At 65.6% G+C, this 22,942-nt stretch carries 24 protein-coding genes; 13 read left to right on the top strand and 11 right to left on the bottom strand.

Features of this window, described 5'->3' with window-relative positions:
- Positions 1-55 precede the first annotated feature (55 nt).
- The gene (locus tag P6U31_RS33605; RefSeq protein WP_407185895.1) at positions 56-697 is read right to left on the bottom strand and encodes a ChrR family anti-sigma-E factor; all 642 of its coding nucleotides are present in this window, start codon (positions 695-697) and stop codon (positions 56-58) included.
- Positions 694-1,239: a sigma-70 family RNA polymerase sigma factor gene (locus tag P6U31_RS33600; RefSeq protein ID WP_407190030.1), complete on the bottom strand. Its 546-nt coding sequence runs from the start codon at positions 1,237-1,239 to the stop codon at positions 694-696. Before P6U31_RS33600 ends, P6U31_RS33605 begins: the two co-directional genes overlap by 4 nt.
- A 289-nt stretch (positions 1,240-1,528) precedes the next feature.
- On the opposite strand from P6U31_RS33600, the gene P6U31_RS33595 reads away from it, so the two are divergent.
- The 4 genes from P6U31_RS33595 to P6U31_RS33580 all read left to right on the top strand — a co-directional run bounded on the left by P6U31_RS33595 (position 1,529) and on the right by P6U31_RS33580 (position 4,942).
- Positions 1,529-1,777, top strand: coding sequence for a hypothetical protein (locus P6U31_RS33595; RefSeq protein WP_407190029.1), 249 nt, complete (start codon positions 1,529-1,531; stop codon positions 1,775-1,777).
- Positions 1,778-2,244: 467 nt separating this feature from the next.
- A complete protein-coding gene (locus P6U31_RS33590) occupies positions 2,245-2,916 on the top strand; it encodes an FABP family protein (RefSeq protein WP_407185894.1) in 672 nt (223 codons plus the stop codon).
- A gap of 19 nt (positions 2,917-2,935) precedes the next feature.
- A complete protein-coding gene (locus tag P6U31_RS33585) occupies positions 2,936-3,661 on the top strand; it encodes a RibD family protein (RefSeq protein WP_407185893.1) in 726 nt (241 codons plus the stop codon).
- A 9-nt stretch (positions 3,662-3,670) separates the two neighbouring features.
- Positions 3,671-4,942 (top strand): flavin monoamine oxidase family protein, encoded by a 1,272-nt coding sequence (locus P6U31_RS33580; RefSeq protein ID WP_407185892.1) that lies wholly within the window; start codon positions 3,671-3,673, stop codon positions 4,940-4,942.
- 74 nt (positions 4,943-5,016) lie between these two features.
- Here P6U31_RS33580 and P6U31_RS33575 read toward each other — a convergent pair whose 3' ends face one another.
- From P6U31_RS33575 to P6U31_RS33565, 3 genes are all read right to left on the bottom strand, one after another.
- Complete coding sequence (locus P6U31_RS33575; RefSeq protein WP_407185891.1) at positions 5,017-5,334, bottom strand: hypothetical protein; 318 nt, start codon at positions 5,332-5,334, stop codon at positions 5,017-5,019.
- Positions 5,335-5,497: 163 nt separating this feature from the next.
- A complete protein-coding gene (locus P6U31_RS33570) occupies positions 5,498-6,067 on the bottom strand; it encodes a cysteine hydrolase family protein (RefSeq protein WP_407185890.1) in 570 nt (189 codons plus the stop codon).
- 149 nt (positions 6,068-6,216) lie between these two features.
- Positions 6,217-6,564 (bottom strand): DUF3088 domain-containing protein, encoded by a 348-nt coding sequence (locus P6U31_RS33565; protein WP_407185889.1) that lies wholly within the window; start codon positions 6,562-6,564, stop codon positions 6,217-6,219.
- A 110-nt stretch (positions 6,565-6,674) separates the two neighbouring features.
- On the opposite strand from P6U31_RS33565, the gene P6U31_RS33560 reads away from it, so the two are divergent.
- Positions 6,675-8,522 (top strand): AMP-dependent synthetase/ligase, encoded by a 1,848-nt coding sequence (locus tag P6U31_RS33560; RefSeq protein ID WP_407185888.1) that lies wholly within the window; start codon positions 6,675-6,677, stop codon positions 8,520-8,522.
- A 96-nt stretch (positions 8,523-8,618) separates the two neighbouring features.
- Complete coding sequence (locus P6U31_RS33555; RefSeq protein WP_407185887.1) at positions 8,619-10,178, top strand: oleate hydratase; 1,560 nt, start codon at positions 8,619-8,621, stop codon at positions 10,176-10,178.
- A 3-nt stretch (positions 10,179-10,181) separates the two neighbouring features.
- Here the strand turns inward: P6U31_RS33555 and P6U31_RS33550 are convergent, their stop codons facing one another.
- The 4 genes from P6U31_RS33550 to P6U31_RS33535 form a co-directional block, all read right to left on the bottom strand.
- Complete coding sequence (locus P6U31_RS33550) at positions 10,182-10,772, bottom strand: hypothetical protein (RefSeq protein ID WP_407185886.1); 591 nt, start codon at positions 10,770-10,772, stop codon at positions 10,182-10,184.
- Between the two features lie 203 nt (positions 10,773-10,975).
- Positions 10,976-12,289 carry a tetratricopeptide repeat protein gene (locus P6U31_RS33545; RefSeq protein WP_407185885.1) on the bottom strand — a complete coding sequence of 438 codons (1,314 nt, stop codon included), beginning with the start codon at positions 12,287-12,289 and terminating at the stop codon, positions 10,976-10,978.
- A 16-nt stretch (positions 12,290-12,305) separates the two neighbouring features.
- Positions 12,306-13,316, bottom strand: a complete 1,011-nt coding sequence (locus tag P6U31_RS33540) for an aldo/keto reductase (protein ID WP_407185884.1) — start codon at positions 13,314-13,316, stop codon at positions 12,306-12,308.
- Between the two features lie 331 nt (positions 13,317-13,647).
- A complete protein-coding gene (locus P6U31_RS33535; RefSeq protein WP_407185883.1) occupies positions 13,648-14,073 on the bottom strand; it encodes a PaaI family thioesterase in 426 nt (141 codons plus the stop codon).
- Between the two features lie 70 nt (positions 14,074-14,143).
- On the opposite strand from P6U31_RS33535, the gene P6U31_RS33530 reads away from it, so the two are divergent.
- Together P6U31_RS33530 and P6U31_RS33525 are read left to right on the top strand one after the other, a co-directional pair.
- On the top strand, positions 14,144-14,770 hold the full coding sequence (locus P6U31_RS33530) for an NUDIX hydrolase (protein WP_407185882.1): 627 nt from the start codon (positions 14,144-14,146) through the stop codon (positions 14,768-14,770).
- Between the two features lie 53 nt (positions 14,771-14,823).
- Positions 14,824-16,041 carry a hypothetical protein gene (locus P6U31_RS33525; protein ID WP_407185881.1) on the top strand — a complete coding sequence of 406 codons (1,218 nt, stop codon included), beginning with the start codon at positions 14,824-14,826 and terminating at the stop codon, positions 16,039-16,041.
- 178 nt (positions 16,042-16,219) lie between these two features.
- Here P6U31_RS33525 and P6U31_RS33520 read toward each other — a convergent pair whose 3' ends face one another.
- The gene (locus tag P6U31_RS33520) at positions 16,220-16,525 is read right to left on the bottom strand and encodes a hypothetical protein (protein ID WP_407185880.1); all 306 of its coding nucleotides are present in this window, start codon (positions 16,523-16,525) and stop codon (positions 16,220-16,222) included.
- Positions 16,526-16,718: 193 nt separating this feature from the next.
- On the opposite strand from P6U31_RS33520, the gene P6U31_RS33515 reads away from it, so the two are divergent.
- The 5 genes from P6U31_RS33515 to P6U31_RS33495 all read left to right on the top strand — a co-directional run bounded on the left by P6U31_RS33515 (position 16,719) and on the right by P6U31_RS33495 (position 22,042).
- On the top strand, positions 16,719-17,198 hold the full coding sequence (locus P6U31_RS33515) for a hypothetical protein (RefSeq protein ID WP_407185879.1): 480 nt from the start codon (positions 16,719-16,721) through the stop codon (positions 17,196-17,198).
- Positions 17,199-17,541: 343 nt separating this feature from the next.
- Positions 17,542-18,489, top strand: a complete 948-nt coding sequence (locus tag P6U31_RS33510; RefSeq protein WP_407185878.1) for a TAXI family TRAP transporter solute-binding subunit — start codon at positions 17,542-17,544, stop codon at positions 18,487-18,489.
- A 173-nt stretch (positions 18,490-18,662) separates the two neighbouring features.
- Positions 18,663-20,771 (top strand): TRAP transporter permease, encoded by a 2,109-nt coding sequence (locus P6U31_RS33505; protein WP_407185877.1) that lies wholly within the window; start codon positions 18,663-18,665, stop codon positions 20,769-20,771.
- A complete protein-coding gene (locus P6U31_RS33500; RefSeq protein ID WP_407185876.1) occupies positions 20,735-21,145 on the top strand; it encodes a DUF1850 domain-containing protein in 411 nt (136 codons plus the stop codon). Before P6U31_RS33505 ends, P6U31_RS33500 begins: the two co-directional genes overlap by 37 nt.
- A gap of 90 nt (positions 21,146-21,235) precedes the next feature.
- The gene (locus P6U31_RS33495; protein WP_407185875.1) at positions 21,236-22,042 is read left to right on the top strand and encodes an SDR family NAD(P)-dependent oxidoreductase; all 807 of its coding nucleotides are present in this window, start codon (positions 21,236-21,238) and stop codon (positions 22,040-22,042) included.
- A gap of 103 nt (positions 22,043-22,145) precedes the next feature.
- Here the strand turns inward: P6U31_RS33495 and P6U31_RS33490 are convergent, their stop codons facing one another.
- A complete protein-coding gene (locus P6U31_RS33490; RefSeq protein WP_407185874.1) occupies positions 22,146-22,916 on the bottom strand; it encodes a hypothetical protein in 771 nt (256 codons plus the stop codon).
- Between the last annotated feature and the right edge of the window lie 26 nt (positions 22,917-22,942).

Here is a 22,942-nt window from a genome sequence, read left to right as displayed (position 1 = left end):
CTTGAGAACGCTCCGAGTGCAGGCCCGGATCACTCGACGGGGGGACGGGACGTGACTACAGCCGCACGAACGGTCCGATCAGCCGGCCGAGGAAACCGTTCATGCGCAGGTCGCCGGTCATGGCGACCAGACAGAGGCAAGGGCCTTCGTCGCCGACGATGGGACGATGATCGATCTCGTCGTCACCGTAGTCGAAATCTCCGGGACCAAAGTGCCCGCCCTCATGGCTGAAGCTGCCTTCGAGCACCAGGGTCAACTCGGTGCCGGTGTGGGTGTGCTCAAGCATGCGCGAGCCTGGGGCTGATCGAAGCAGGAAGGCGCGCGCCTTGCCCGAACCGGACAGCTCGATCGGCCGCAGGCTAAGACCCGGCGCGACACGCCGGCGTTTGCCGATGCGATATTTTCGCAGTGCCGGCGGAAGATCATGGTCCGCGCCGCGGGCGAGGGGAGGCGCGGCTCTCTGCTGCGGAGGCTCGTGAATTCGCGACATCACGCGATCGAAGGCATCTGAGGCGACCGGCACCGGTGCGACATCCTCCAGCGCCGCGCCCGCGAGCTGCTCGATAGCCTGCACAAAGCGGGCGCAGCGCTTGCAGCCGGCCACATGCACGCCGACGACCAGTTGGTGGGCCTCTTCCAGCTTGCCGGCCGCGAAATCGGCCAGAAGATCTTCCGGCGGATGATGGCTGATCGTCATGCTTCTTCGTCCAAAATGTCGCGCAAGCGGTTCATCGCCAGCCTGATCCGTGACTTGACCGTCCCAACCGGAATTCCGAGCGCGCGTGCGATTTCAGGGTGCGGCCTTTCCTCGATGAATGACAGCCTCATTACCATCGATTGCTCTTCCGAAAGTTGCTTGAGGGCCGACGCGATTCGTGCCGCATCCTGCCCGCGCGAGATCAGGACATCAGCTGTCTCGGCCTGATCCGGCTCGTCAGGCGGTACGGAACCGGTTTGGAGGCGCTCGGCACGCACCCTGCGGCGGAATGAATCGATCCGCAGATTGCGCGCGATCGTGAATATCCAGGCCGGCGCGCCTGCCGTCGCAGGATCGAATTGCAGCGCCTTCCGCCACACGGCGATCATGGTATTCTGGGCGATCTCTTCCGCTTCGTCGGGGCTGCACCCGGCTTTGAGCATCAGCCCCTTGATGCGGGGCGCGAAATGCTCGAACAGCCGCTTGAAAGCCCCCCGGTCGCCTTCAGAGGCGACGCGTCCGATCAAATCAGCCCAGTCCACCTTTGCCTTCGGCCCTTTACTCGCATCAATCGATAGCCGCGCCGCGACCCTCCGGGGCAAAACAGCCTCAGCGCGGATTGGCACATTTAAAGCCCGGATAGCAGCGATCATAGCGCCTCGACAAGCGACCTCTCGGACTGAAAACGACCGGGGCCGGCCGCTGGATCACCGCGAAACGCGTGTTCCGGGCCGTCTGCCGGGGGCGAGGTCCATTCCTGGCACCTTGCTTGCTCAGTCCTGACCAAAGTCGGGCCTCACTGGGGAGGCTCGTTTCAGGTTGAGGCAAACGATGCAAGAAGTGTCCCGTCTTGGTACTAAAGGCGAACAGCGGCTCGATGCGTTGATCGCCGATTTGTGGTGGCGCGTTCGGCTCTTGAATACCGATATTCTCGAGGAAGAGGCCAAGGCCGGCGTGTTCGACGTGCAACAGCCGACCTATCCGATGCTTGCACTCAACCTTCGCGCACGCCGGGACAATCTGGTCTCCACCCTTGCCGTCCTCGAGCAGCGCGCGAAATCGGTATCCGTGGCGGCCTGAGAGCGATCTCCGGTCACACGGCGGGGCTATCGCATATGAGTGCGGTTGCCTGTGGCGCATCCTTCGAGACGCCCGCCCTTGGCGGGCCCTTTAGGATGAGGACGGAGTGCACGACAGCACTTTCAGCGGACACCGATACAGTTCAGCCTCATCCTGAGGAGACCGCGAAGCGGGCGTCTTGAAGGAGAGGCGCTTGCTCAGGCCCCGCCACAAAGCCATATGCGATAGCCCTGGGCGACACGGGGAGCGTCAGCGATCTTGCTCGTCTGACGAGATCGATTTGATGCCGGCGCTCCCTCATTCCGGAGAGATGTTACTGCGACACGCAATGTACGATCTTCTCTAAACGCCCGACAATCGCCCCGCGCACAACGCCGATGTCCATTCGCGATTGTGAGGCCTGAGCAGGCGCAAGGTTCCCGCCGTCATGCTATGGCTGTTCCCCTGCAACTTCGCGCGAGGACGCCATGCTGCCCATTCCCGCCGACATCTTCACCGAGCCCGAGGACGTCTCGCCCGACGGCCTTGCCAATCTCGGCCCGCTGCGGCACCTCGCCGGCCACTGGCAGGCGGACAAGGGCATCGACATCAATCCGAAGGCGGAGGGGCCGGAGCGGCGGACCTTCATCGAGCGCATCCGTATGGATCCGATCGATCCGCAGGCCAATGGCCCGCAGCTTTTTTACGGGCTGCGCTATCACATCCACATCAACACGCCCGAGGAAGACATCACCTTCCATGACCAGGTTGGCTATTGGCTGTGGGAGCCCGCGACCGGGCTGATCCTGCAGACGCTGGCGATACCGCGCGGGCAGGTGCTGCTGGCCTCGGGCAAGGCCGGGCCGAACGACAAGAAGATTGCGGTTACCGCCAAGCGCGGCGACACCGCCTACGGCATCTGCTCGACCGATTTTCTGGAACAAGCTTTCCGCACCGACTCCTACCGCTGCGACATCAGCTTCAACGATGACGGCAGCTGGACCTATCTGATCCAGACCGAGTTGTTCGTGCGCGGCGCGCCGTTCAATCATCGCGACACCAACACGCTGCAGCTGGTCGCGCCGCCGAAGCCCAATCCGCTCACGGTGATCGTCAACGAGCGCGCCAAGAGCGATGGCGGCAGTGGAACGGCGGCCTGAGCGCCATCGGGAGAGTTCCATGAAGCCCTACGTCATTTGCCTGATGCATTCCAGCCTGGACGGCCGCACCCATCCCAGCCGCTGGCGTCCGAAGGGGGCGGGCACGGACTGGTTCGAGAAGATCCACGACGAACTCGGCGGCGATGCCTGGGTGATCGGCCGCGTCACCGGGTCGGAGTTCGCCAAGGGCAAGCCTTATCCTGCGACGACGGACGAGACGTTTCCGCGCCAGAACTGGTTCGCCTGGCGCGATGCAAAGACACCCGATGTCAAGAGCTACGGCGTCGTGCTCGATGCGCAGGGCAAGATCAGCTGGGGGCGCTCCGACATCGGCGGCGACCCGATCGTCGTGGTGCTGACCGAAAGCGTGCCGGATTCGCATCTCGCAGGGCTGCGCGGCGAGGGCGTGTCCTACATCTTTGCCGGCAAGTCCGAGATCGATCTGGTGCTGACGCTGGACATCCTCAACCGCGAGCTCGGCGTGAAGCGTCTCCTGGTGGAGGGCGGGGGCGTCGCCAATGGCGCGTTCCTGCGTGCCGGCCTGATCGACGAGTTCAACCTCATCCTCAGCCCCGCGCTCGACGGCGCGACGGGCGCGCCTTTCGTGTTCGACTCGACGGAAGCCGATCGCGACAAGCGCGCGCCGATCGCTGCGATGACGCTGGAGAGCACGCGGGATCTCGGCGGCGGCGTCCTGCTGCTGCGCTATCTGATCAAGAACGATCCGCAAGCCGCGAGCCGGTAAAGCGCGGTCATGCCGAAAACAATGGAGCATATCGTCATCGTCGGCGCCGGCGCGGCCGGCTTGATGGCGGCGCGCGAGCTGGCGCGTGCCGGCCGGAAGGTGACGGTCCTCGAGGCGCGCCAGCGCTGCGGGGGCCGCATCCATCCGCTGCCGGCCTCGGAGTTCGGCTATCCCGCCGAGGGCGGCGCCGAATTCGTCCATGGCGAGGCGCCGGTCACGCGTCGACTGCTGCGCGAGGCCGGGCTGTCGCTTCAGGAGATCGAAGGGGAGCAGTGGAGCTCTGACGGGACGAGGCTCTCGCGCGAGCAGCGCGACGATCCCCACGAGGCCGAGCTTCAGGCCGTGCTGAGGAATTTGAAGGACGATCTCACCGTTGCCGAGTTCATGCGCCGGCATTTTGCCGGGGATGAGTATGCATCGATGCGCCATTCGATCGAGCGGATGGTCGAGGGCTATGACGCGGCCCACCCCGAGCGCGCCTCGACGCTGGCGCTGCGCGAGGAATGGATGGACGGCGGCCACGCGCCGCAGGCGCGTATCATTGGCGGCTACGGGACGATGATCGACTTCCTGGCGGCCGAGTGCCGCCGGCATTATGTCGTGTTTCGCTTGGGATGCGTTGTGTCGGCGATCGAGGAGCAAGGCGAGGCCGTGGCCGTGCGTTGCGCGGACGGTGCCGTGCATGGCTGCGATCGCGTCATCCTCACCGTGCCGCTGCCGCTGCTGCGCGAGATTGCGCTGCCGGCGAGCGCGGCTGCGAAGCTTGCTGCAACGGACGACATCGGCTTCGGCAATGTCGTCAAGATCCTGCTGCGCTTTGCGCGGCCATGGTGGCGTGAGCGGCAGCCGGAGCTCGCAGCCATGACCTTCCTGTTGTCCGACCGGACGATCCCGGTGTGGTGGACGCAACATCCGAGCCGGCATGCCGTGCTCACCGGCTGGTTCGGCGGCCCGCGCACGGTGGAGCTGGAAAGCCTCGATCCGCAAGCACTGATCGAGGCCGGGCTCGATTCGCTCGCGGCCATCTTCAAGCTGGCGCGCAAGGATATCGCGCGCGAGCTCGTGGCCTCCGCGGCGACCAACTGGGCGCACGATCCCTTCGCCCGCGGTGCCTATTCCTGGGCGACGCCGCGGACGCGCGAGGCTCAGGCGATTCTGGCGCGAGCCGACGGCTTGGTGTCGTTTTCAGGCGAGGCGCTCTATCGCGGCCGCGACATGGGCACGGTCGAAGCCGCGCTCGCGAGCGGGCTGGAGACGGCCGGATTGATCCTGCGGGGATAGCTGCTCCTCAAGTCCGGCCGTGACGGTCGCGATGTCGTCAAGAAAAAGGCCCGCATGCTTGCGGGCCTCGTCGCTTACCAGCGGCTGCCGCCGAAGCCGAATGTCACGCTGGGGCCGCCGTAATATCCATACGGTCCGCCGCCGTAATAGCCGTGATGCCGCGGGTAATATCCGTAGTTCCGGTAGTGCGGACGGTAGTAGCCGTGATGGTGGTGATGGTGTCGCCAGTGATGATGGCGATGGCCATGGTGGTGCCGGTGCTGCGCGCTGATGTCGGTCGATTGGCCGGCCGGAGCGTTCTGCTTCGCGCTTGAATTGCTGGCCGCGTTCGCCACCGATCCGCCGGCAAGCGCCGCGGCTCCGACGGCCATCGCGACGATGAGATACTTCATGTCATCACTCCAGTTGAATGTCCTGTGACAACAGATGGGCGTCGGCTGTGTTCCAGCAAGTTACGGGCGTCGAAACGACGCAGCGTGCGTGCGATTCGCCGGCGAATGATCCTGCGTCGTGAGATTTATTGTCGCAGCATCGGCGTCGATCGCATTGCTGCCATCACTTGGCCGCGAATGACGCGATCACCTCGCCGGTGGTCACGATGCGGGCGAATTCGCCGTTGAGGTTCGACAGCGTCATCGCATGGATCGCCTCGGCGGAGTGCGCGTCGCCATCGGGCCCGATGCGCTCGAACGTCCATGTCGCATCGCGTACCAGGCGTGCGTCGAAGCCGAGATTGCCGGCCATCCGCGTCGTCGTCTCCACGCAATGATTGGTGGTGGCGCCGCAGATCACGAGCGTGCCGATGCCGGTCGCGCGCAGGCGCGCTTCCAGATCGGTGCCGATGAAGGCGCTGTTGACGCGCTTGACGATCACCGTCTCGCCGGGACGCTCGCGCGCCTCGTCCTTGACGACATAGCCGGAACGCGACGGCAGAAACGACGAATTGGGCTTCGTGCCTTCATGACGGATGTGGAAGATCGGCGCGCCGCGCGCCCTGAACGCCTGCAGCAGATCGGCGATCCGCGCCACCGCGTCCGGATTGTTGCGTCGCTTGCCCGCCGCCTCCCATTCGTCGAACGCGCGCTGGACGTCGATGACGATGAGGGCGGGCAGGGAGCTGGTCATGGTCGGAGCTTTCGGCGGGTCGTGGAAGCCAATATGCGAGGCGGCAGGGACGGCGCGCAATGACGATCTTCCCTCGTTTCGCGACGATCTGCCTCGGATGCGCTCCGCTCCTTCCGAGTCCGCGATACAAGAATTGCGCGAGTTATTTGTCACGGATGCGGATCGGGAAAACCGTGGCGTTCGGAAAGTGCGGTGAGGATTGCGTCCTTGTCGGCAATGAAGGCGCGGCCTTCATGGCTGCCGGTCTGGTGCGGCGAGGTCGATCCGTCCTGGAGCACCAGCAGCGGCAGCGACTGATTCTGCTCGCCGAGTAGTGCGATCACCGGCTGCCGCGGGCGCGGCCACGGGATTCGCTCGACGTCAAGCCTGGCGGCGAGCTGCGGAAACGAGGCCAGCACGCCCTCGATCAGCGCGCAATGCCAGCAATAGAACAGGCGCCCCGGAAAAGCCGGATCAGCAAAGCCTGGGCGCAGCAGAAACAGACGGTCGCGCGTCATGGGTCGCTCCGAAGCATGGCCGTCTTGCTGAGGATCAAAGCGGCCAGAGCTGGCGGGACTAGTGTCCAGCCACCAAATGGTCTGGAATCGACGAGATGCGAGAGAACGCCATGCCGGAGCCGACGAGTCAACCGGACGGGCTTGCCGGAATCAGGACGCTGCCCGAGCTGCTGCGCTGGCGCGTCAAGGCGACCCCGGCGGGAGAGGCCTATCGCCATTTCGATACGGCCGCGCAGCGCTGGGTCAGCCAGTCCTGGCACGAGATCGATGCCGAATTCGAGCTGTGGCGGCGGGCGCTCGCCGCGGAGGCGCTCGCGCCGGGTGAGCGCGTCGCCATCCTGATGCCGAACGGAATTGCGCATATCGCGATGGACCAGGCGGCGCTGTCGCGCGGCCTTGTGCCGGTGCCGATGCATGCCGTCGATAACCCCGACAGCATCGCTTACGTCCTCGTCGATTCCGGTGCGCTGCTCTTGTTCGTCGATACGCTGGAGCGCTGGCAGGGGATCGTGGCGACCGGCCAGCCGCTCGACCATCTCAAGCGCGTCGTCTGCGCGGATGCGAGCGGGCTCATCACGCCGGATGGGCGCATTGTCGGGCTCGACCACTGGCTTGCGCACGCACCCGGCGCCACCGCGCCGCTGCCCGACGTCGCGGTCGCGCCGGATGATCTCGCCGCCATCGTCTACACGTCGGGCACGACCGGGCGGCCAAAGGGCGTGATGCTGTCGCATGGCAACGTCGTCGCCAATGTGAAGGCGATCGCGCGCCGGATCAGCGCCGAACCGCACGACGTCTTCCTGTCCTTCCTGCCGCTCTCGCACACCTTCGAGCGCACCGGCGGCTATTATTACCCGATCGCAGTCGGCGCCTGTGTCGCCTATGCCCGCTCGGTGCCGCAGCTCGCGGAGGATCTGAGGCACGTGCGGCCGACCGTGCTGGTCTCGGTGCCGCGGATCTACGAGCGCGTCTACGCGCTGATCATGCAGCATCGCGCGTCAGCCGGCGCCATCGAGCGCGCGCTGCTCGATCTCACGATCGCCGTCGGCGGGCGACGTTTCGACGCGCGGCAGGGGCGCGGCGTGCTGTCGCCGCTCGACCGGCTGGCCTGGCCGCTCCTGAAGCGGCTGGTCGTCGACAAGGTGCTGGCACAGCTCGGCGGGCGCCTGCGCGTTGCGGTCTCCGGCGGGGCGCCGATCGCGGAGCCCGTTATCCGCCTGTTTCTCGCGCTCGGCCTCGACGTGCTCCAGGGCTACGGCATGACCGAGACCTCGCCGGTGGTCTCGGTCAACACCGTCGAGGACAACGATCCGCGCTCGGTCGGCCACGTTCTCGACGGCATCGAGGTCAAGCTAGGCGAGAACGACGAGTTGCTGGTGCGCGGCCCCAGCGTGATGCTCGGCTATTGGCGCAAGCCGGAGGAGACGCGCCGCGTCAAGGACCCCGACGGCTGGCTGCATACCGGCGACCAGGCCCGCATCGCGAGCGGGCGCATCACCATCACCGGTCGCATCAAGGACATTCTGGTCACCTCGACCGGCGAGAAGATCGCGCCGGTCGATCTGGAAACGGCGATCCTCACCGATCCGCTGTTCGAGCAGGCGCTGGTGGTCGGTGAACAGCGGCCGTTCCTCGCCGCGCTGGTCGTGCTCAACGCCAAGGCCTGGGTGCAGGAGAAGGAAAGGCTGGCGGCGAGCGGCCGGCAAGGCGGTGCGGCGGAACGGGCCGCGCTGCTGGCGCGAATAGCGGCGGCTGTGAAGGCCTATCCGTCCTACGCGACGCCGCGCGCGGTGTGGTGGACGCTCGATCCGTGGACCATCGCTGCGGGCCTGCTTACGCCGACGCTGAAGAACAAGCGCCCCGCGCTCGAACGCCGCTTCGCAGACGAGATCGAACACATCTATGCGAAGAAGGCGAATGTCTCGGCGCCCCCTGGCAAGGCGCTCACTTCCTCTTGAACCCTGGCGTCGCCGCGCTTGATCCAGCGCAACATCGGCCGCCGCCTCCGCAGGCAATGTTGCCGGAGAGAGTTCGCACGGCAATCGAGGCAAATCATGAAGGCGTATTTCATCGGCGGTGGCATCGGATCGCTCGCGGGCGCAGCGTTCCTGATCCGCGACGCGCAGCAGGCAGGGCGTGACATCGTGATCTACGAGGCGCAGCCCCTGGTCGGCGGCAGCCTCGACGGCGCGCTGCTTGCGAACGGCGCCTATTCGCTGCGCGGCGGGCGCATGCTCACCACCGACCATTACGAATGCACCTGGGATCTGCTCTCCGGCATTCCCTCGCTCGAACATCCCGGCCTCAGCGTGCGCGACGAGACAGTCGCGTTCAATTTGGAGAATCCCGCGCACTCCAGGGCACGTCTGGTCGACCGCAACCGCTTCAAAATCGACGTCTCGCATATGGGCTTCTCCGCGCGCGACCGGCTCGAGCTGCTGCGGCTCACCGAGGCGTCGGAGGAGGCGCTCGGCAACAGCCGCATCACCGACTGGTTGTCGCCCGGATTCTTTGAATCGAATTTCTGGTACATGTGGCAGACCACCTTCGCGTTCCAGCCCTGGCACAGCGCGGTCGAGCTGAAGCGCTATCTGCACCGCTTCATGAGCGAGTTTCCGCGCATCGAGACGCTCGGCGGCGTCAAGCGCACCGTCTACAATCAGTATGACGCGATCGTGCGGCCGCTGGCCGACTGGCTGAAGCGGCAGGGGGTGCAGTTCGTGCGCGGCACGCGCGTCACCGACATGGCGATCGAAAGCGAGGGCGGGCGCTTGCGGGTGCGCCAGCTCGTGCTCGATCGCGACGGCCGCCTCGCCAATGTCCGGCTCGAGGACGGCGATCTCGTATTCTTCCAGAACGGCTCGATGACGGACGCCTCGAGCCTCGGCACGATGACCGAGCCGCCGCCGCGCCTGACCAAGAAGGACAGTCAGGGCTGGGCGCTGTGGGAGACGATCGCGGAGGGACGACCCGAATTCGGCAATCCCGCCGCCTTCAATCGTTCTATCCCCGAATCCTATTGGCTGTCCTTCACCGTCACCTGCCGCGATCCGCTCTTCTTCGACCGGATGGAGGCGTTCTCCGGCAACAGGGCCGGCACGGGCGGCCTGGTGACGTTCAAGGATTCCAACTGGCTGATGTCGGTCGTGCTCTATCATCAGCCGCATTTCGTGGGACAGCCGAAGAACGTGCAGGTGTTCTGGGGTTATGCGCTGCATCCCGACCGCGTCGGAAACTTCGTCGGCAAGCCGATGTCCGATTGCGGCGGCGCGGACATCTTGAAAGAGCTGTGCGGCCACCTGAACTTCGATTCCGAGGTGTTCGAGGACGCGATCTGCATCCCCTGCCGCATGCCCTACATCACCAGCATGTTCATGCCGCGCCGTCTCTCCGACCGGCCGCTGCCGGTGCCGAAGAGTTCGGTCAACCTCGCTTTCGTCAGCCAGTTCGTCGAAATCCCCGACGACGTCGTGTTCACCGTCGAATATTCGGTGCGTGCGGCGCAGATGGCGGTCTATCAGCTGATGAAGATCGATCGTCCGGTGCCGCCGGTGACGCGGCACGACAAGTCGCTCGCGGTGATCTTCGCCACGCTGGAAAAGGCGTTCGCGTGACGGCTACTTGAACGGGTCCTGGATCGACGGAGCCGATTGCCGGATGCGGCGCACGCTCACCGGCCTACCGTCGGAGACGAACAGCAGTTCATATCGACGGCCTTGGTCGTCGGTCGCCGAACAGGTCACGTCGTTCACCTTCCTGGCAGCGAAGTTGCCGGTCTGGCGGCAGACGCCGGTGGAGGTCTGCTCGGCCGGCACCGGCAGGCCGTCGACCCTGGGCCGGTCCTTGGAGTTGAGCAGCATACGGTCAATCGGCAACTCGTAGGAATTGTCATCGGCGCGCTTGCCGTTCTCGCCGGAGAACGACACGACGTGGCTGTCGTCGGAGGGATCGTCGACCGCAACGGCGAAATTGACCCGGCCCGTGTCGCCATGGGCATAGGCCACCGTCTTGCAGCCAAAGGTGCGGCCGGCGACCTTGAACGTCTTGCAATGGCCGGACATCAGCGCCAACAGGTCGATGAAGGCGGTCTGCTGCGCCGGCGCATTGTTGACCCGGATCGGTTCGGAAGTTTCGGCAAAACAAGGACTTGCCCAAGGACTTGCCAAGGTGATGGCCAAGACGGCGAGGACCGGTCGGCAGAGGCGCATGGTCAGGCTCGTGTGCCAGGGGGCCGCGGCGGCGGGAAACTCCCGCACCATAACCATCGAACCGCAAATTGGTTGCGATCCCGTTTGTTCTGCAACACCCGCCTGGAATACCACCGCGTCACACCCCCACCGGCGATTCGCCCAATCGCTTGCCCCGTCCGGCCGGCACTTGCCGTCAGACTGGTGTTTTTTTCGTGGCAAAGCTAGCCCGTTGCCGCCTGCCAGCGCGTATCGCGAAGCGAAGGCCGGCGGTGCAGGCGGGCGTCCAGCAGGGCCCGGGCACGGGGCAACTCGCCGCTGCGCATGAGCGCGACGATGTAAGTGTCCTCGATCAGCTCGCGCTGGGCATGGCTGCCGCCGATCCGCACGACTTCCCCAAGGACAGGCGCGAGTGTTTGCGCGCAGGAGGCGTAATCCTCATCGGCAAAGGCCGCCAGCGCACGGAAGATCGCCGGCACCACGGGCCCGGCCGGCAGCTTACCTTCGGCGAGCCGCTGCTCGATGGTCGCAAGGCGCGTGCTGAGCGCGGCGCGGTCTTGCGTCGCCGCCGCGAACAGCGCCATGTGGACATCCGCGAAGGATAGGCTCGACTTCGGAAACAGTTTTTGGGCGGCGGCGTCGGCGTCAAGCCACAGCGCCCGCGGCACGCTGTGGCCATAAGCCGAGAGGCGCCACAGCAGCGAGGCGGCGTCGGTGATGACGTTGAGCGGCGGCGCCTGCGTGACTGACGGCTGGAGCACGTCGGAATAGATCGACAGCGCGCGCGCCGCATCGCCATGCTCGAGCGCACCGAGCGCCTGGTGCCAGCGGATATGGCCGTGCAGGATCCCGGCGCGGTCGTAGCCCGTTATCCAGTCGTCGACGAGGCGATCGGCCGCCTCGATCGAGCCGTCCTCGAACATCGCATGCAGCACCGCGTGCGCGGCATGGGCATTGGCTCGGCGGAGGCCGAAGCCGCGCTCGGTGACGGCGCGGCCGCGCGCGACGTCGCCGTTCTCGGTCATTGCCCAGCCGGCCATGGTGAGAAACCACCAGTCCTCGCCATAGTGCTGCGCGACGCGTTCGCACAGCTCGTGCCGCGCGCGGTCGTGGTCCGCCATGCCGGAGAAGGCGAACAGGCCGAACGCGCCGAGCGGCAGCGACAGCACCACGGCATCGCGCGGCCAGCTCTCGATGTGCTTCAGGGTCGATGCGATCGCGTCTGGCAGCCGGCCTTCGATCGCCAGCGCCAGCGCCTCGACATGCGCGCGCTCGCGCTCCGTGCCGCGCCTGGCGACCAGCTCGCGCGCTCGCGCCGCCTTCTGCCGTGCCAGATCGCCCTGCTGGTAGAAGGCGTGCACGCGGGCGCGGGCGATATGGGCCAGCGCGAAGTCGGGGTCGGCCGCAATCGCGCGCTCCAGCGTCTCTGCCGTGCCGGTCCAGCCGGAGAGCATGAGGTCGACGCCGTCGCGATAGGCGCCGGCAGCCGCATCGGATGCGGTGGAGAGCGGCAGGCCGTAGCGGTCCTCGTGTGCCATCGTCGTCTCCGAAAGTTCACGCCGTCCGCGCGCGGCGGCCTTCGATCGGATAGGCGGGATCGTTGTAGCCCGGCGTCGAGGGATGACCTGGCACGACCAGGCGATCGATCAGCGCCTCGTCCTCCGCGGTGAAGCGGTAGTCGAGCGCGCCGATGTAGCCGTCCCATTGCTCCTCGGTGCGCGGACCGGCGATCACCGACGAGACGAAGGCGGAGTTGAGCACCCAGGCGACGGCGAATTGGCCTGCGGTGATGCCGTTCTTCTCGGCGTGCGCCTTGATCTCCTGCGCGAGCCGCAGCGATTCGGGCCGCCATTCCGTCTGCATCATGCGGGTGTCGTTGCGGCCGGCGCGGGTCTCCTTGTCGGGAGCCGCATCCACCTTGTACTTACCGGTGAGCACCCCGCGCGCCAGCGGGCTGTAGGGGACGATGCCGAGCCCGTAGTAGGAGCAGGCCGGAAAGTGCTCGACCTCGGGCATGCGGTTCATGGCGTTGTAATAGGGTTGGCTCACCGCGGGCCGGTCGATGCCGAGGCGATCGCAGATGTTGCAGATCTCGGCGACGCGCCAGGCGCGGTAGTTCGAGACGCCGAAATAGCGCACCTTGCCTGCGCGGATCAGATCGCCCATCGCGCGCACCGTTTCCTCCAGCGGCGTCGCATGATCTTCCTTGTGCAGGTAGTAGATGTCGATGTGATCGGTGCCGAGCCGCTTCAGGCTCTCGTCGGCGGCCTGCAGCACCCAGCGCCGCGACAGCCCGCCGCGATTGGGATCATCACCCATGGGGTTTGCGAGCTTGGTGGCGAGCACCCAGGCGTCGCGGTTGCTCGCGATCGCACGGCCGACCACCTCTTCGGATGCGCCCTTCGAATAGGCGTCGGCGGTGTCGATGAAGTTGATGCCGGCGCCGCGCGCCTTGTCGATGATCCGCTTTGACGCGGCTTCATCCGTCGGCCCGCCGAACATCATGGTGCCCAGGCAAATCGGCGACACTTTCAGGCCGCTGCGGCCGAGCTGGCGGAATTGCATGAGCGAGTCCTCGATGTTGGTGGACGGCAGCATAGCCAGCAACGTCCGTCATTGCGAGCGCAGCGAAGCAATCCAGAGATGGGTCTGGGGAGGGATTCTGGATTGCTCCGCGGAGCCTGTCATCGGGCCGCGTTTCGCGCGGACCCGTTGGCTCGCAATAACGGTGGGCACGCTTGTGCCCGATATTCAGTGTCATCGCCCGCGAAGGCGGACGATCCAGTACTCCGAGACAGTTGTGATTGATCGAGAGGCCACGGCGGACTGGATTCCCCGCCTTCGCGGGGAATGACAGTGGTGTGGGGTCGCTGCGGGTAGCAGGCCTGATCGCCCGCTACCCCGGGCCCTTCAAGATTTTGAACACGCCGTTCGCCATCACGATGCAGCGATCATCCACCGTCACCTCGGTGCTCATGAAGATCAGGCTGCGGGTCGAGCGCACCACGCGCGGGCGGGAGATCAGGATGTCGCCGATCTGGCCGGCCTCGACGAAATGGGTGTCGAGCTGCACCGTCGCCATGTACTCCTTGCCGGAGACGTGACGGGCGGTCATACCGCAGGTGCGATCGGCGAAAGTCATCATCACGCCGCCCTGGACCATGCCGCGGCGGTTGTGATGCTTGTCTTCGGTCGCGAGCGCGAATTCGTATTGGCCGTCGACCTTGCGCTGCCACAACGGGCCGATCAGGTGCAGGAAGCCCGTGGTCTCCAGGATGCTCCAGCCCTCCGATTTCAGCCTTGCGGCGGCCTTGCTCGTCATCTCTCCGTCCATCCCTGCAACGCTGTCTCTCCTCGTTTCATCAGATGCGGTCCTGGTGTAGTCAAGCATCATGAGACCTTTCGGCGATGCCACCAGACGGAATATCGCGGAGGCCTGCGCCTCCTTCGCGCGGCTGCCCGACGGGGCCGAGCCGTCGGCGCTGAAGCGCGCCGCGGTGGTGCTGGCGCTGACGCAATCCAGTGACGGCGACGACACGGCTTTCCTGCTCACCAGGCGCGCCTCACACCTGCGCGCGCATCGCGGCCAATGGGCGCTGCCCGGCGGACGCTGCGATGCCGGCGAGACGCCGGTCGAGGCCGCGCTGCGCGAGCTCGACGAGGAGCTCGCGCTCAAGCTCTCGGCCGACGCGGTGCTCGGCCTGCTCGACGATTATCCGACCCGCTCCGGCTATCTGATCACGCCCGTCGTGGTCTGGGCAGCCGACAGCGCCGCGATCACGCCGAACCCGGACGAGGTCGCTTCCGTCCATCGCATCGCGCTCGACACGATCGAGCGCGACGACGCCTTCGATTTCACCGCGATCCCCGAAAGCACCCGCCGCGTGATTCGCTTCCATCACCAGATGAGCCTGATCCACGCGCCGACCGCGGCCCTGATCTATCAGTTCCGTGAGGTGCTGGCGGGGCGGCACACCCGCGTCACTGAGCTGGAACAGCCGGTGTTTGCGTGGACGTGATGGTAAACGGCGCGTTAACGTGACGGTTACCGGATGCCTGCTAAGAGGGCGGCATGCATCGATCGATTCGAAACACATGGGCGCTGGTTCCACTTGCGCTTGTCCTGATTACACCCGCCGCAAGCGGCGGCGAAGCCGACGCGTTGCCGCCGGCCGTCCGCAATGCCAATGCGCAGTTGCTGTCGCAGTTCTTCGCGCCAAGTGCGGGCGCTTCGCCCGCCGTGCTGGAATATCGCCGCAAGCTTGCGGAGTACCAGGCGGCGCGCGCGGCCTTTGACGCCGAGGCCGGTGCCTATTGGAACCAGATCTCGGAGAAGCGGAAAGGCCGCAACGCCAAGCGGCGCAGCGGGCAGCAGATCACGCTCGATGATTACGTGCTGGAGCATCCGCCGCTTTACACCGGGCCGAAGAAGCCGGTGAATCCCGAACCGGAGGAAACGCCGGACCGGCCGCCCCGCAAGCCGATTCCTGTCGTTGCCGATTTCCTGCGCGCGGCGCAGGAGCTCTACCAGTTCACGCCGCAGCGCCCCACGACTGAGCTCGAGTTCAAGCGCGCCTATGCGCGCTACGCGCTCGCCTCCGGGCTGACGCGGGAGCAGGCCGTGCGGGTCTATTCGTTCGAGACCGGCGGTACCGGGAGTCACGACGTGCAGGCGGGAATCGAGCATGGCGGCAAACGCGCGATCTCGACCGCGATAGGCTACAACCAGCTCCTGACCACCAACAGCGTCGAGCTACTGGCCGAGCAGGGTCATGAGCTGGTTCGTGCGCTCTCCGAGAAGGTGGCGCGCATGTCGGGACCGGCGCGCCAGTCACTCGAGCACAAGCTCACTGTTCTGAAGAAGATGGTGGCGCATGCCAAGGCGGTGCCCGACACCTGGTCGGAGCACGAGAAGATCGGCAACACCGCGCAGGGCTGGGCCATGCATGCCATGGTGCTGGACATCGATGTCGGCCCCATGCTGCAGACCCACAAGCTGCTGACGTCGGTGCTGTTCGCCCGCGCCAAGGGCTACACCCGTCCTCTGACCGCCGCCGAGCTCGAGATGATGAACCTCACCGGCGACGGCACCGGCCTCGACATGGTGACGATGCCGCAGGCGATGCGCGAGCAGGTGCCGACCTCGAACTTCTTCCAGCGCGGCGGCTACGAGCGCAATCCGGTCGCGATCCGCCACAACACGGTGGCCAAGCTGCTCGCCGTGACGGATGAGCGGATGGACGTCAACAGCGGCAAGCCCGGCGCAAGGGAGCTGGCGGGCGCGTTCTAGCTCCGCTGGCGCTTTCTTCACCTCTCCCCGCTTGCGGGAGAGGTCGGATTGCATCGTCAGATGCAATCCGGGTGAGGGGGTACAGGTCCCTCGACAATCTGATGCGTGGAGAGAGAACCCTCACCCTAACCCTCTCCCCGTAAGAACCGGGCGAGGGAGCGCGCTCTGACCGTGGCCCCTACTGATCCGGTCCGAACTTGAACTTGCCGTCGCCTTCGAGATAGGGGCCGCTGCGCATGTAGAGCTGGCCGTTATGGCCGATGAAGAACAGCGTGCCCCTCGGCACCTTCTTGGCGCCCTTCAGGAGCTCGCCGGCATTGCTGGTGCCCATCTTGTAGGAATAGGTCTTGCCATCCCGGTCGTAGGCATAGCCCGTATCGGGCTTGAGCTCCCAAGGCATCGCTGCGGTTTGCGCCAAGGCGGGCGTCGCCAATGCGACGAGCGCAGTTGCGGTTGCAAATGTCTTGATTGAAAATGCCGTCATCCCATCCTCCCACGGTCGGGACATTTCAAGGTTGAACAAATCACGAACGATGCGTCCCGGTCAATTTGCGAAAGCGCCGCAGCGGTTCACGTCTTGCCCAGCAGTTTGTGATTTTCCCTTCGTCCCCTCGCGACTATGTTCCGCTTTCCGTCTAGAACGCAACTCGACAAAATTATTGGTGGGGATGATTCGGATGCGCCATGTGATCGAATTTTGCTGGGCTGCTGCATTGTCGTTGACGGCGCTGGCGCCGGCCGCCCGGGCCGACGACTACCAGCTCAGCCACAACCAGCGCATTTCGTGCAGCCGCGGCCTCGCCCCGGGCAAGCTGAACACGGCGACCTGCAAATCCTACACCTATCTGTTCAACACCAAGACGTCGGAATATTTCCGCTGCCAGGTTTCGCTGGCGCTGACCCGCGACAACAAGGAAGTCATCAACGTCCAGACCGACGGCGGCTGCACCAAGAAGCCGCGGATCTTCGAGACCGACGGCAAGTATGATTTCGACGCCACCGAGACAGAGCCGCCGAACACCAACTCGTTTTTCGGTCCCGGCGGCTATTCGGTGTGGGCCGCCGACGTCGGCGCGCAGAAGGTGCGCGGCTGCATCACCATCTCCTCCGGCCTCGGCTCCGACATCTCCAAGTGCCTGGACATGACGTTCCAGTGAGACAGCGCTCGATCGCCACTGCGTAGACGGTGCGCTCCCTCCCCCGCCTGCCGGGGAGGGCTGGGGAGAGGGTGCCTCCGTATCGGGACGATCCCCAGAGGTGAAAGCCCTCACCCGGATCGCTTGCGCGATCCGACCTCTCCCGCAAGCGGGAGAGGTGAGCGAGCCCGCGGCATGCGGGGGTAAGTCTCACGCAAATCCCCTCGCTGCGCCACCTCGCCGCACCTTCCGGTTCCCAAGAATAGAGCCGGATCGGCCGCAGTCCTGTTTTGTCTTTTGGATGGGTTGACCGGCCCGCCTCATCCGGCCAATTTCGCCGCCGGTTTGGGGAGTACAGAAAATCATGAAACGGACGTTTTTCGGCGTGGCCGCGGCTCTTGCTCTGGCGGCGTCGGCACCTTGCGCGCAGGCGCAATCCTTCATCAACGTGCTGACCGGCGGCACCTCCGGCGTCTACTATCCGCTCGGGGTCGCGATCGGAAAAATCTACGGCGACAAGATCCCGAACGTGAAGACGCAGGTGCAGGCCACCAAGGCGTCGGTCGAGAATTTGATCCTGCTGCAGCAGGGCCGCGGCGAGCTGGCGTTCACGCTGGGCGACTCGCTGAAGGCTGCCTGGGATGGCGAGGAGGAGGCGGGCTTCAAGACCAAGCTCGACAAGCTGCGCACCATCGGCGCGATCTATCCGAACTACATCCAGATCGTCGCCACCACTGAGTCCGGCATCAAGACGCTGGCCGACCTCAAGGGCAAGAGCCTCTCTGTCGGTGCGCCGAAGTCGGGCACCGAGCTGAACTCGCGCGCGATCCTCAGCGCGGCCGGCATGAGCTACAAGGATCTCGGCAAGGTCGAATATCTGCCGTTCGCCGAATCCGTCGATCTCATGAAGAACCGCCAGCTCGCAGCGACGCTGCAATCGGCCGGTCTCGGCGTCGCCTCGCTGAAGGACCTTTCGACCTCGAGCCCGATCACCGTGGTGTCGGTGCCAAAGGAGACCGTCGACAAGATCGGCCCGCCCTTCATCTCCGCGGTCATTCCGGCCAACACCTATACGGGCCAGGACAAGGACGTGCCGACCGCTGCCGTCGTGAACTACCTCGTCACCAGCTCGGCCGTGTCGGACGATCTCGCCTACCAGATGACCAAGCTGGTCTACGAGTCGCTGCCGGAACTCGCCAACGCGCATGCCGCCGGCAAGGAGATCAAGCTCGAGACGGCGGCCAGCGGCAGCCCGGTTCCGCTGCACCCCGGCGCGATTCGCTATTACAAGGAAAAAGGGCTGATCAAGTAATCAGCTCTCCGTCGTCATTCCGGGGCGGCTCGTCAGAGCCGAACCCGGAATCTCGAGATTCCGGGTTCGCCCTTGGGCGCCCCGGAATGACGGAGTGAGTGTTGATGCCCGGGTCGTCTGCGCGAACACGCGCTTCTGCCCGGGCATGACGGTTTCAGGGCGGGGACATATCGATGTTGCAGGCAGAGGGCGCTGAAGCTGCGCCCATCAAGGTCGAGTTCGACAATTTCGAGCACGGTTTCCCGGAAGGGTTCGGACCGGGCGGGTGGGGCGCGCTCGCCTATTGGATCGGCATCGCCTTTGCCTCCTTCCAGCTCTATGTCGCCGCCTTCAACTATCTGCCCAGCCAGGTGGTGCGCGGCGTCCATGTCGGCTTCCTCATTCTCCTCACCTTCGGTCTGATTGCGAACTTCACGGCGCGGAGCAATTTCGGCCGCGCGCTCGGCTGGGTGATCGGCGGCGCCGGCTTCTTGTGCGGCCTCTACCAGTGGATTTTCTACGCCGATTTGATCGCGCGCGACGGCGATCCGACGCGGCTCGATCTCGTGGTCGGCACGCTGCTGGCGGTGCTGATCTTCGAAGGCACGCGGCGCCTGATGGGCGCGGCGCTACCGTTGATGTGCGGCGCCTGCCTCGTCTACTGGTTCTTCGGCCAATATCTGCCGTCGCCGCTCAATCACCGCGGCTACGACTTCGACCAGATCATCACGCATCTGTCGTTCGGCACCGAAGGCTTCTACGGCGTGCCGATCTACGTCTCGGCGACCTACATCTTCCTGTTCATCCTGTTCGGCTCGTTCCTGGAGCGCGCCGGCATGATCCAGCTGTTCACCGACGTCTCGCTCGGCCTGTTCGGCCGGACGCGCGGTGGACCGGCCAAGGTCGCAGTGTTCGCCTCGGGCATGATGGGCACGATCTCCGGCTCCGGCGTCGCCAATGTGGTGACCGTCGGCCAGTTCACGATTCCCCTGATGATCAAGTTCGGCTACCGCCGCGCCTTCGCCGCCGGCGTCGAGGCGACGGCCTCGATGGGCGGGCAGATCATGCCGCCGGTGATGGGCGCGGTCGCCTTCATCATGGCGGAGACGCTCGGCGTGCAATATTCGGAGATCGTGAAGGCGGCGGCGATTCCTGCGATCCTGTATTTCGCCTCGGCCTTCTGGATGGTGCATCTGGAAGCCGGCAAGCACGGTCTCGTCGGCATGAAGCGCTCGGAGCTCCCGAGCGCCTGGAAGGCCCTGGTGACGCGCTGGTACCTCGTGCTGCCGCTCGCCGCCCTGGTCTACATGCTGTTCGAGGGCTTCACGCCGCTCTATGCCGGCAGCATGGGGCTCGCGCTGACCGTGGCGCTGATCCTGGGGACCAGCATCACGGCGGGCGTATCGGCAACCGTAATCCGCACCATCTTCTGGATCGGCCTTGCGCTCGTCGTCGCGGCGCTGTCGCGCGACGGCCTTCAGATCGTGCCGGTCGCTTGCGTCGTCGTCGGATTGATCGTGATCACCGCCTTCGTCCGCGGCGGCTTTGCCCCGCTGCGGGCCTGCCGCGACGCGCTCGCCGAGAGCGCGAAATCCGCCATCACCGTCGGCATGGCCTGCGCCATCGTCGGCGTCATCATCGGCATGATGTCGCAGACCGGCGTCGGCACCATCTTCGGCGGCTGGGTGATCGGCCTCGGTGAGAAGAGCCTGTTCCTGGCGCTGATCATGACCATGTTGCTGTCGATCCTGCTCGGCACCGGCATTCCGACCATCCCGACCTACATCATCACCGCCGCGCTCGCCGCGCCCGCGCTGGCCAAGCTTGGCGTGCCGCTGATCGCAAGCCACATGTTCGCGTTCTACTACGGCATCATGGCCGACCTCTCGCCGCCGGTGGCGCTCGCCGCGCTCGCGGCGGCGCCGATCGCGAAGGAGAATCCGGATAAGATCGGTTGGGAGGCGATGCGCATCGCGCTCGCCGGTTATGTCATCCCCTTCATCTTCGTCTATTCTCCGGCCTTGATGCTGCAAGCCGGCGATCCCATGGCAGCCAAGCTCGGCTTCTATGGCGCGGTGGCGCTGGCGAGCCTGAAGGCACTGGTGGCGATCGGCCTGTTCGGCATGGTGGCGATCGGCTTCCTGTTCACGCGGCTGACGCTGATCGAGCGCCTGGTCGCGCTCGGCGCCGCGTTCTGCCTGCTCGGCGAATTCCCGTTCAGCGACACCGCGGGCTTCGTGCTCGCTGCGGCGATCGTGTTGTGGCAATGGCGGCAGCGCCCGGCGCCAGTCGAGGCGGTGTGAGTCTCTGCCTCGCAACCGCCGTCGGCGTGAAGGCGCTGGCCCTGTCCGCGTTCACGCTTGCATGGACGCATTCGATCGCGAAGGTCGACTGGCAGGAAGACTGGCGCGTCACGCCCGCCGGTCTCGAACTGGTGCAGGCCCGCGTCAAGGGCACCGGGCCCGGCATGGAGCCGCCGCCCGAGGCGCGATTGGTCGACGGCTGGTTTCAGTGGCAACCGAAGCGCGAAGCCATGCAGGAGGTCGTGCTCGGCAATTCGGGTGCAGCCGGGGAATGGCGGCTGTGCCATGACGGACAGTGCCGGACGCTGTCGGAGATTGTCGGGCATCCCATCGGTGCTAACGTCACGACGATGAAGATTTGCGAGAGTCCGTAGCCCGCGTGAGCGGAGCGATATGCGGGACCATTGTTCCCGGATATCGCTTCGCTCATCCGGGCTGCAAGAAGAACAACAAAGGAGAACCCAATGGATCGGCTCAAGGGCAAGGTTGCGATGGTGGTGGGGGCCGGCTCGATCGGGCCCGGCTGGGGCAACGGCAAGGCGACCGCAGTGACCTTCGCGCGCGAGGGCGCGCAGGTGTTTTGCGTCGACCGCAACGGCGCTGCGGCCGAGGACACCGCAAAGATCATCAGCGGCGAGGGCGGCAGGGCGACCGCGTTCACCGCCGACGTCTCGCGACCTGCGGAGATCGAGGCGATGGTGGCGGCATGCCTGAAGGCCTATGGTCGCATCGACGTGCTCGACAACAATGTCGGCATCGCCGAGATGGGAAGCGTGGTCGAGGTGACCGAGGAAAGCTGGGACCGCGTCTTCAGCGTCAACCTCAAGAGCGCCTATTTCGCCATGAAGCACGTCATTCCCGTGATGGTGAAGCAGGGCGGCGGCTCGATCATCAACATCTCCTCGATCGCCTCGATCCGCCACATGGGCATCTCCTACGTCACCTACGGCACCTCCAAGGCGGCGATGAACCAGATGACGCGCACCACGGCGATCGAGTTCGCGCGGCATCATGTGCGGGTGAACGCGATCCTGCCCGGCCTGATGAAGACACCGATGGTGGAGCATTCCGCCGGCCTCGCCAACAGCTATGCCAAGGGCGATGTCGAAGCGATGTGGCGCGCTCGCGATGCGCAGGTGCCGATGGGCCACATGGGCGACGCCTTCGACGTCGCCAACGCTGCGCTGTTCCTGGCCTCGGACGAATCGAAATATGTGACGGGGATCGAGCTCGTGGTGGACGGCGGGATCACCTGCAAGGCCGGGGCTTAGCTCCGACCACCGCTGTCGTCCCGGATCGGCGCTCCGCTCCAGTCAACGCTGCGCGTTGCCTGGAGCTGCGCTTGTCCGGGACGACAGCGGGTTGTTGGGTTGGTTACTGCGCCAGCGCCAGAATCCCGCCGGCGAAGGCATGCCAGGCGGCGCTCTCGCTGACCGGCCAGTTCAGGACCTTCACTGCCAGCAGCGCCAGCGTGCCGTAGATATAGACCGGGTGCACGCGGCCTTCGCTGCGCCAGTCGCGCACCATGGCGACCACGAGCAGAAGCGAGGCGACGACGGCCGGCGCGATGGTCACCGGCACCGGCGGCGGACCGGGCGGTCCCGGAGGGGCCAGGAAGGTCAGGAACCAGCGTGCGATCGCGGCATCGAGGATCGAAACCGCGGCCAGCAGCATCAGGCGCTTGTGAATCTCGGGTCTGCGCGTGTTCACGATGGCGAGCACGAACACGACCGCGAAGAACGCGATCCCGCTCATCGGCACGATCGAGAAGCCGATGCCGGCCTCCTTCTGCCCGAGCGCTGCGGAATGCTGCATCACATGCACCGAGGCGAGGAAGCCGAAGATCGTCATCGCGGTCGCGAGCGACACGCCGGCGATACCGAGCGAGCGGTGATTGACCACGCGGCCCGAGGCCGCGAGCCAGGTCTGCAGCACGAAATAGAGAGACCATGTGAAGAACAAGACGCCGTGAAAGTGAATCACGGGGCTTGCGGACAATGTCCGGTTGGCGAGGGGCACCCAGTAGGTCGGTGCGAAGCCGAGAAAGGCGGTGGCCGCGCAGGCCAGGGCCATGTGGAGATAAAAATATCGTGCGGGCGACGCATCTCGCGCGCGGACACGACGGTCGTCGATCAGGGTCGTCATCAGGAGTGTGTCTGGAGAACCGGGGT

The sequence above is a fragment of the Bradyrhizobium centrosematis genome (assembly GCF_045571495.1).
In the GTDB taxonomy this organism is placed as follows: domain Bacteria; phylum Pseudomonadota; class Alphaproteobacteria; order Rhizobiales; family Xanthobacteraceae; genus Bradyrhizobium; species Bradyrhizobium centrosematis.
Note: the sequence above shows the minus strand (reverse complement) of the source record. Positions and strands in the feature narration are given on the sequence as shown.

Coding starts and splice junctions, on each gene's coding strand:
- P6U31_RS33605 (WP_407185895.1), bottom strand. CDS start 697: ATGACGATCAGCCATCATCCGCCGGAAGATCTTCTGGCCGATTTCGCG.
- P6U31_RS33595 (WP_407190029.1), top strand. CDS start 1,529: ATGCAAGAAGTGTCCCGTCTTGGTACTAAAGGCGAACAGCGGCTCGAT.
- P6U31_RS33590 (WP_407185894.1), top strand. CDS start 2,245: ATGCTGCCCATTCCCGCCGACATCTTCACCGAGCCCGAGGACGTCTCG.
- P6U31_RS33585 (WP_407185893.1), top strand. CDS start 2,936: ATGAAGCCCTACGTCATTTGCCTGATGCATTCCAGCCTGGACGGCCGC.
- P6U31_RS33580 (WP_407185892.1), top strand. CDS start 3,671: ATGCCGAAAACAATGGAGCATATCGTCATCGTCGGCGCCGGCGCGGCC.
- P6U31_RS33575 (WP_407185891.1), bottom strand. CDS start 5,334: ATGAAGTATCTCATCGTCGCGATGGCCGTCGGAGCCGCGGCGCTTGCC.
- P6U31_RS33570 (WP_407185890.1), bottom strand. CDS start 6,067: ATGACCAGCTCCCTGCCCGCCCTCATCGTCATCGACGTCCAGCGCGCG.
- P6U31_RS33565 (WP_407185889.1), bottom strand. CDS start 6,564: ATGACGCGCGACCGTCTGTTTCTGCTGCGCCCAGGCTTTGCTGATCCG.
- P6U31_RS33560 (WP_407185888.1), top strand. CDS start 6,675: ATGCCGGAGCCGACGAGTCAACCGGACGGGCTTGCCGGAATCAGGACG.
- P6U31_RS33555 (WP_407185887.1), top strand. CDS start 8,619: ATGAAGGCGTATTTCATCGGCGGTGGCATCGGATCGCTCGCGGGCGCA.
- P6U31_RS33550 (WP_407185886.1), bottom strand. CDS start 10,772: ATGCGCCTCTGCCGACCGGTCCTCGCCGTCTTGGCCATCACCTTGGCA.
- P6U31_RS33545 (WP_407185885.1), bottom strand. CDS start 12,289: ATGGCACACGAGGACCGCTACGGCCTGCCGCTCTCCACCGCATCCGAT.
- P6U31_RS33540 (WP_407185884.1), bottom strand. CDS start 13,316: ATGCAATTCCGCCAGCTCGGCCGCAGCGGCCTGAAAGTGTCGCCGATT.
- P6U31_RS33535 (WP_407185883.1), bottom strand. CDS start 14,073: ATGACGAGCAAGGCCGCCGCAAGGCTGAAATCGGAGGGCTGGAGCATC.
- P6U31_RS33530 (WP_407185882.1), top strand. CDS start 14,144: ATGAGACCTTTCGGCGATGCCACCAGACGGAATATCGCGGAGGCCTGC.
- P6U31_RS33525 (WP_407185881.1), top strand. CDS start 14,824: ATGCATCGATCGATTCGAAACACATGGGCGCTGGTTCCACTTGCGCTT.
- P6U31_RS33520 (WP_407185880.1), bottom strand. CDS start 16,525: ATGACGGCATTTTCAATCAAGACATTTGCAACCGCAACTGCGCTCGTC.
- P6U31_RS33515 (WP_407185879.1), top strand. CDS start 16,719: ATGCGCCATGTGATCGAATTTTGCTGGGCTGCTGCATTGTCGTTGACG.
- P6U31_RS33510 (WP_407185878.1), top strand. CDS start 17,542: ATGAAACGGACGTTTTTCGGCGTGGCCGCGGCTCTTGCTCTGGCGGCG.
- P6U31_RS33505 (WP_407185877.1), top strand. CDS start 18,663: ATGTTGCAGGCAGAGGGCGCTGAAGCTGCGCCCATCAAGGTCGAGTTC.
- P6U31_RS33500 (WP_407185876.1), top strand. CDS start 20,735: ATGGCGGCAGCGCCCGGCGCCAGTCGAGGCGGTGTGAGTCTCTGCCTC.
- P6U31_RS33495 (WP_407185875.1), top strand. CDS start 21,236: ATGGATCGGCTCAAGGGCAAGGTTGCGATGGTGGTGGGGGCCGGCTCG.
- P6U31_RS33490 (WP_407185874.1), bottom strand. CDS start 22,916: ATGACGACCCTGATCGACGACCGTCGTGTCCGCGCGCGAGATGCGTCG.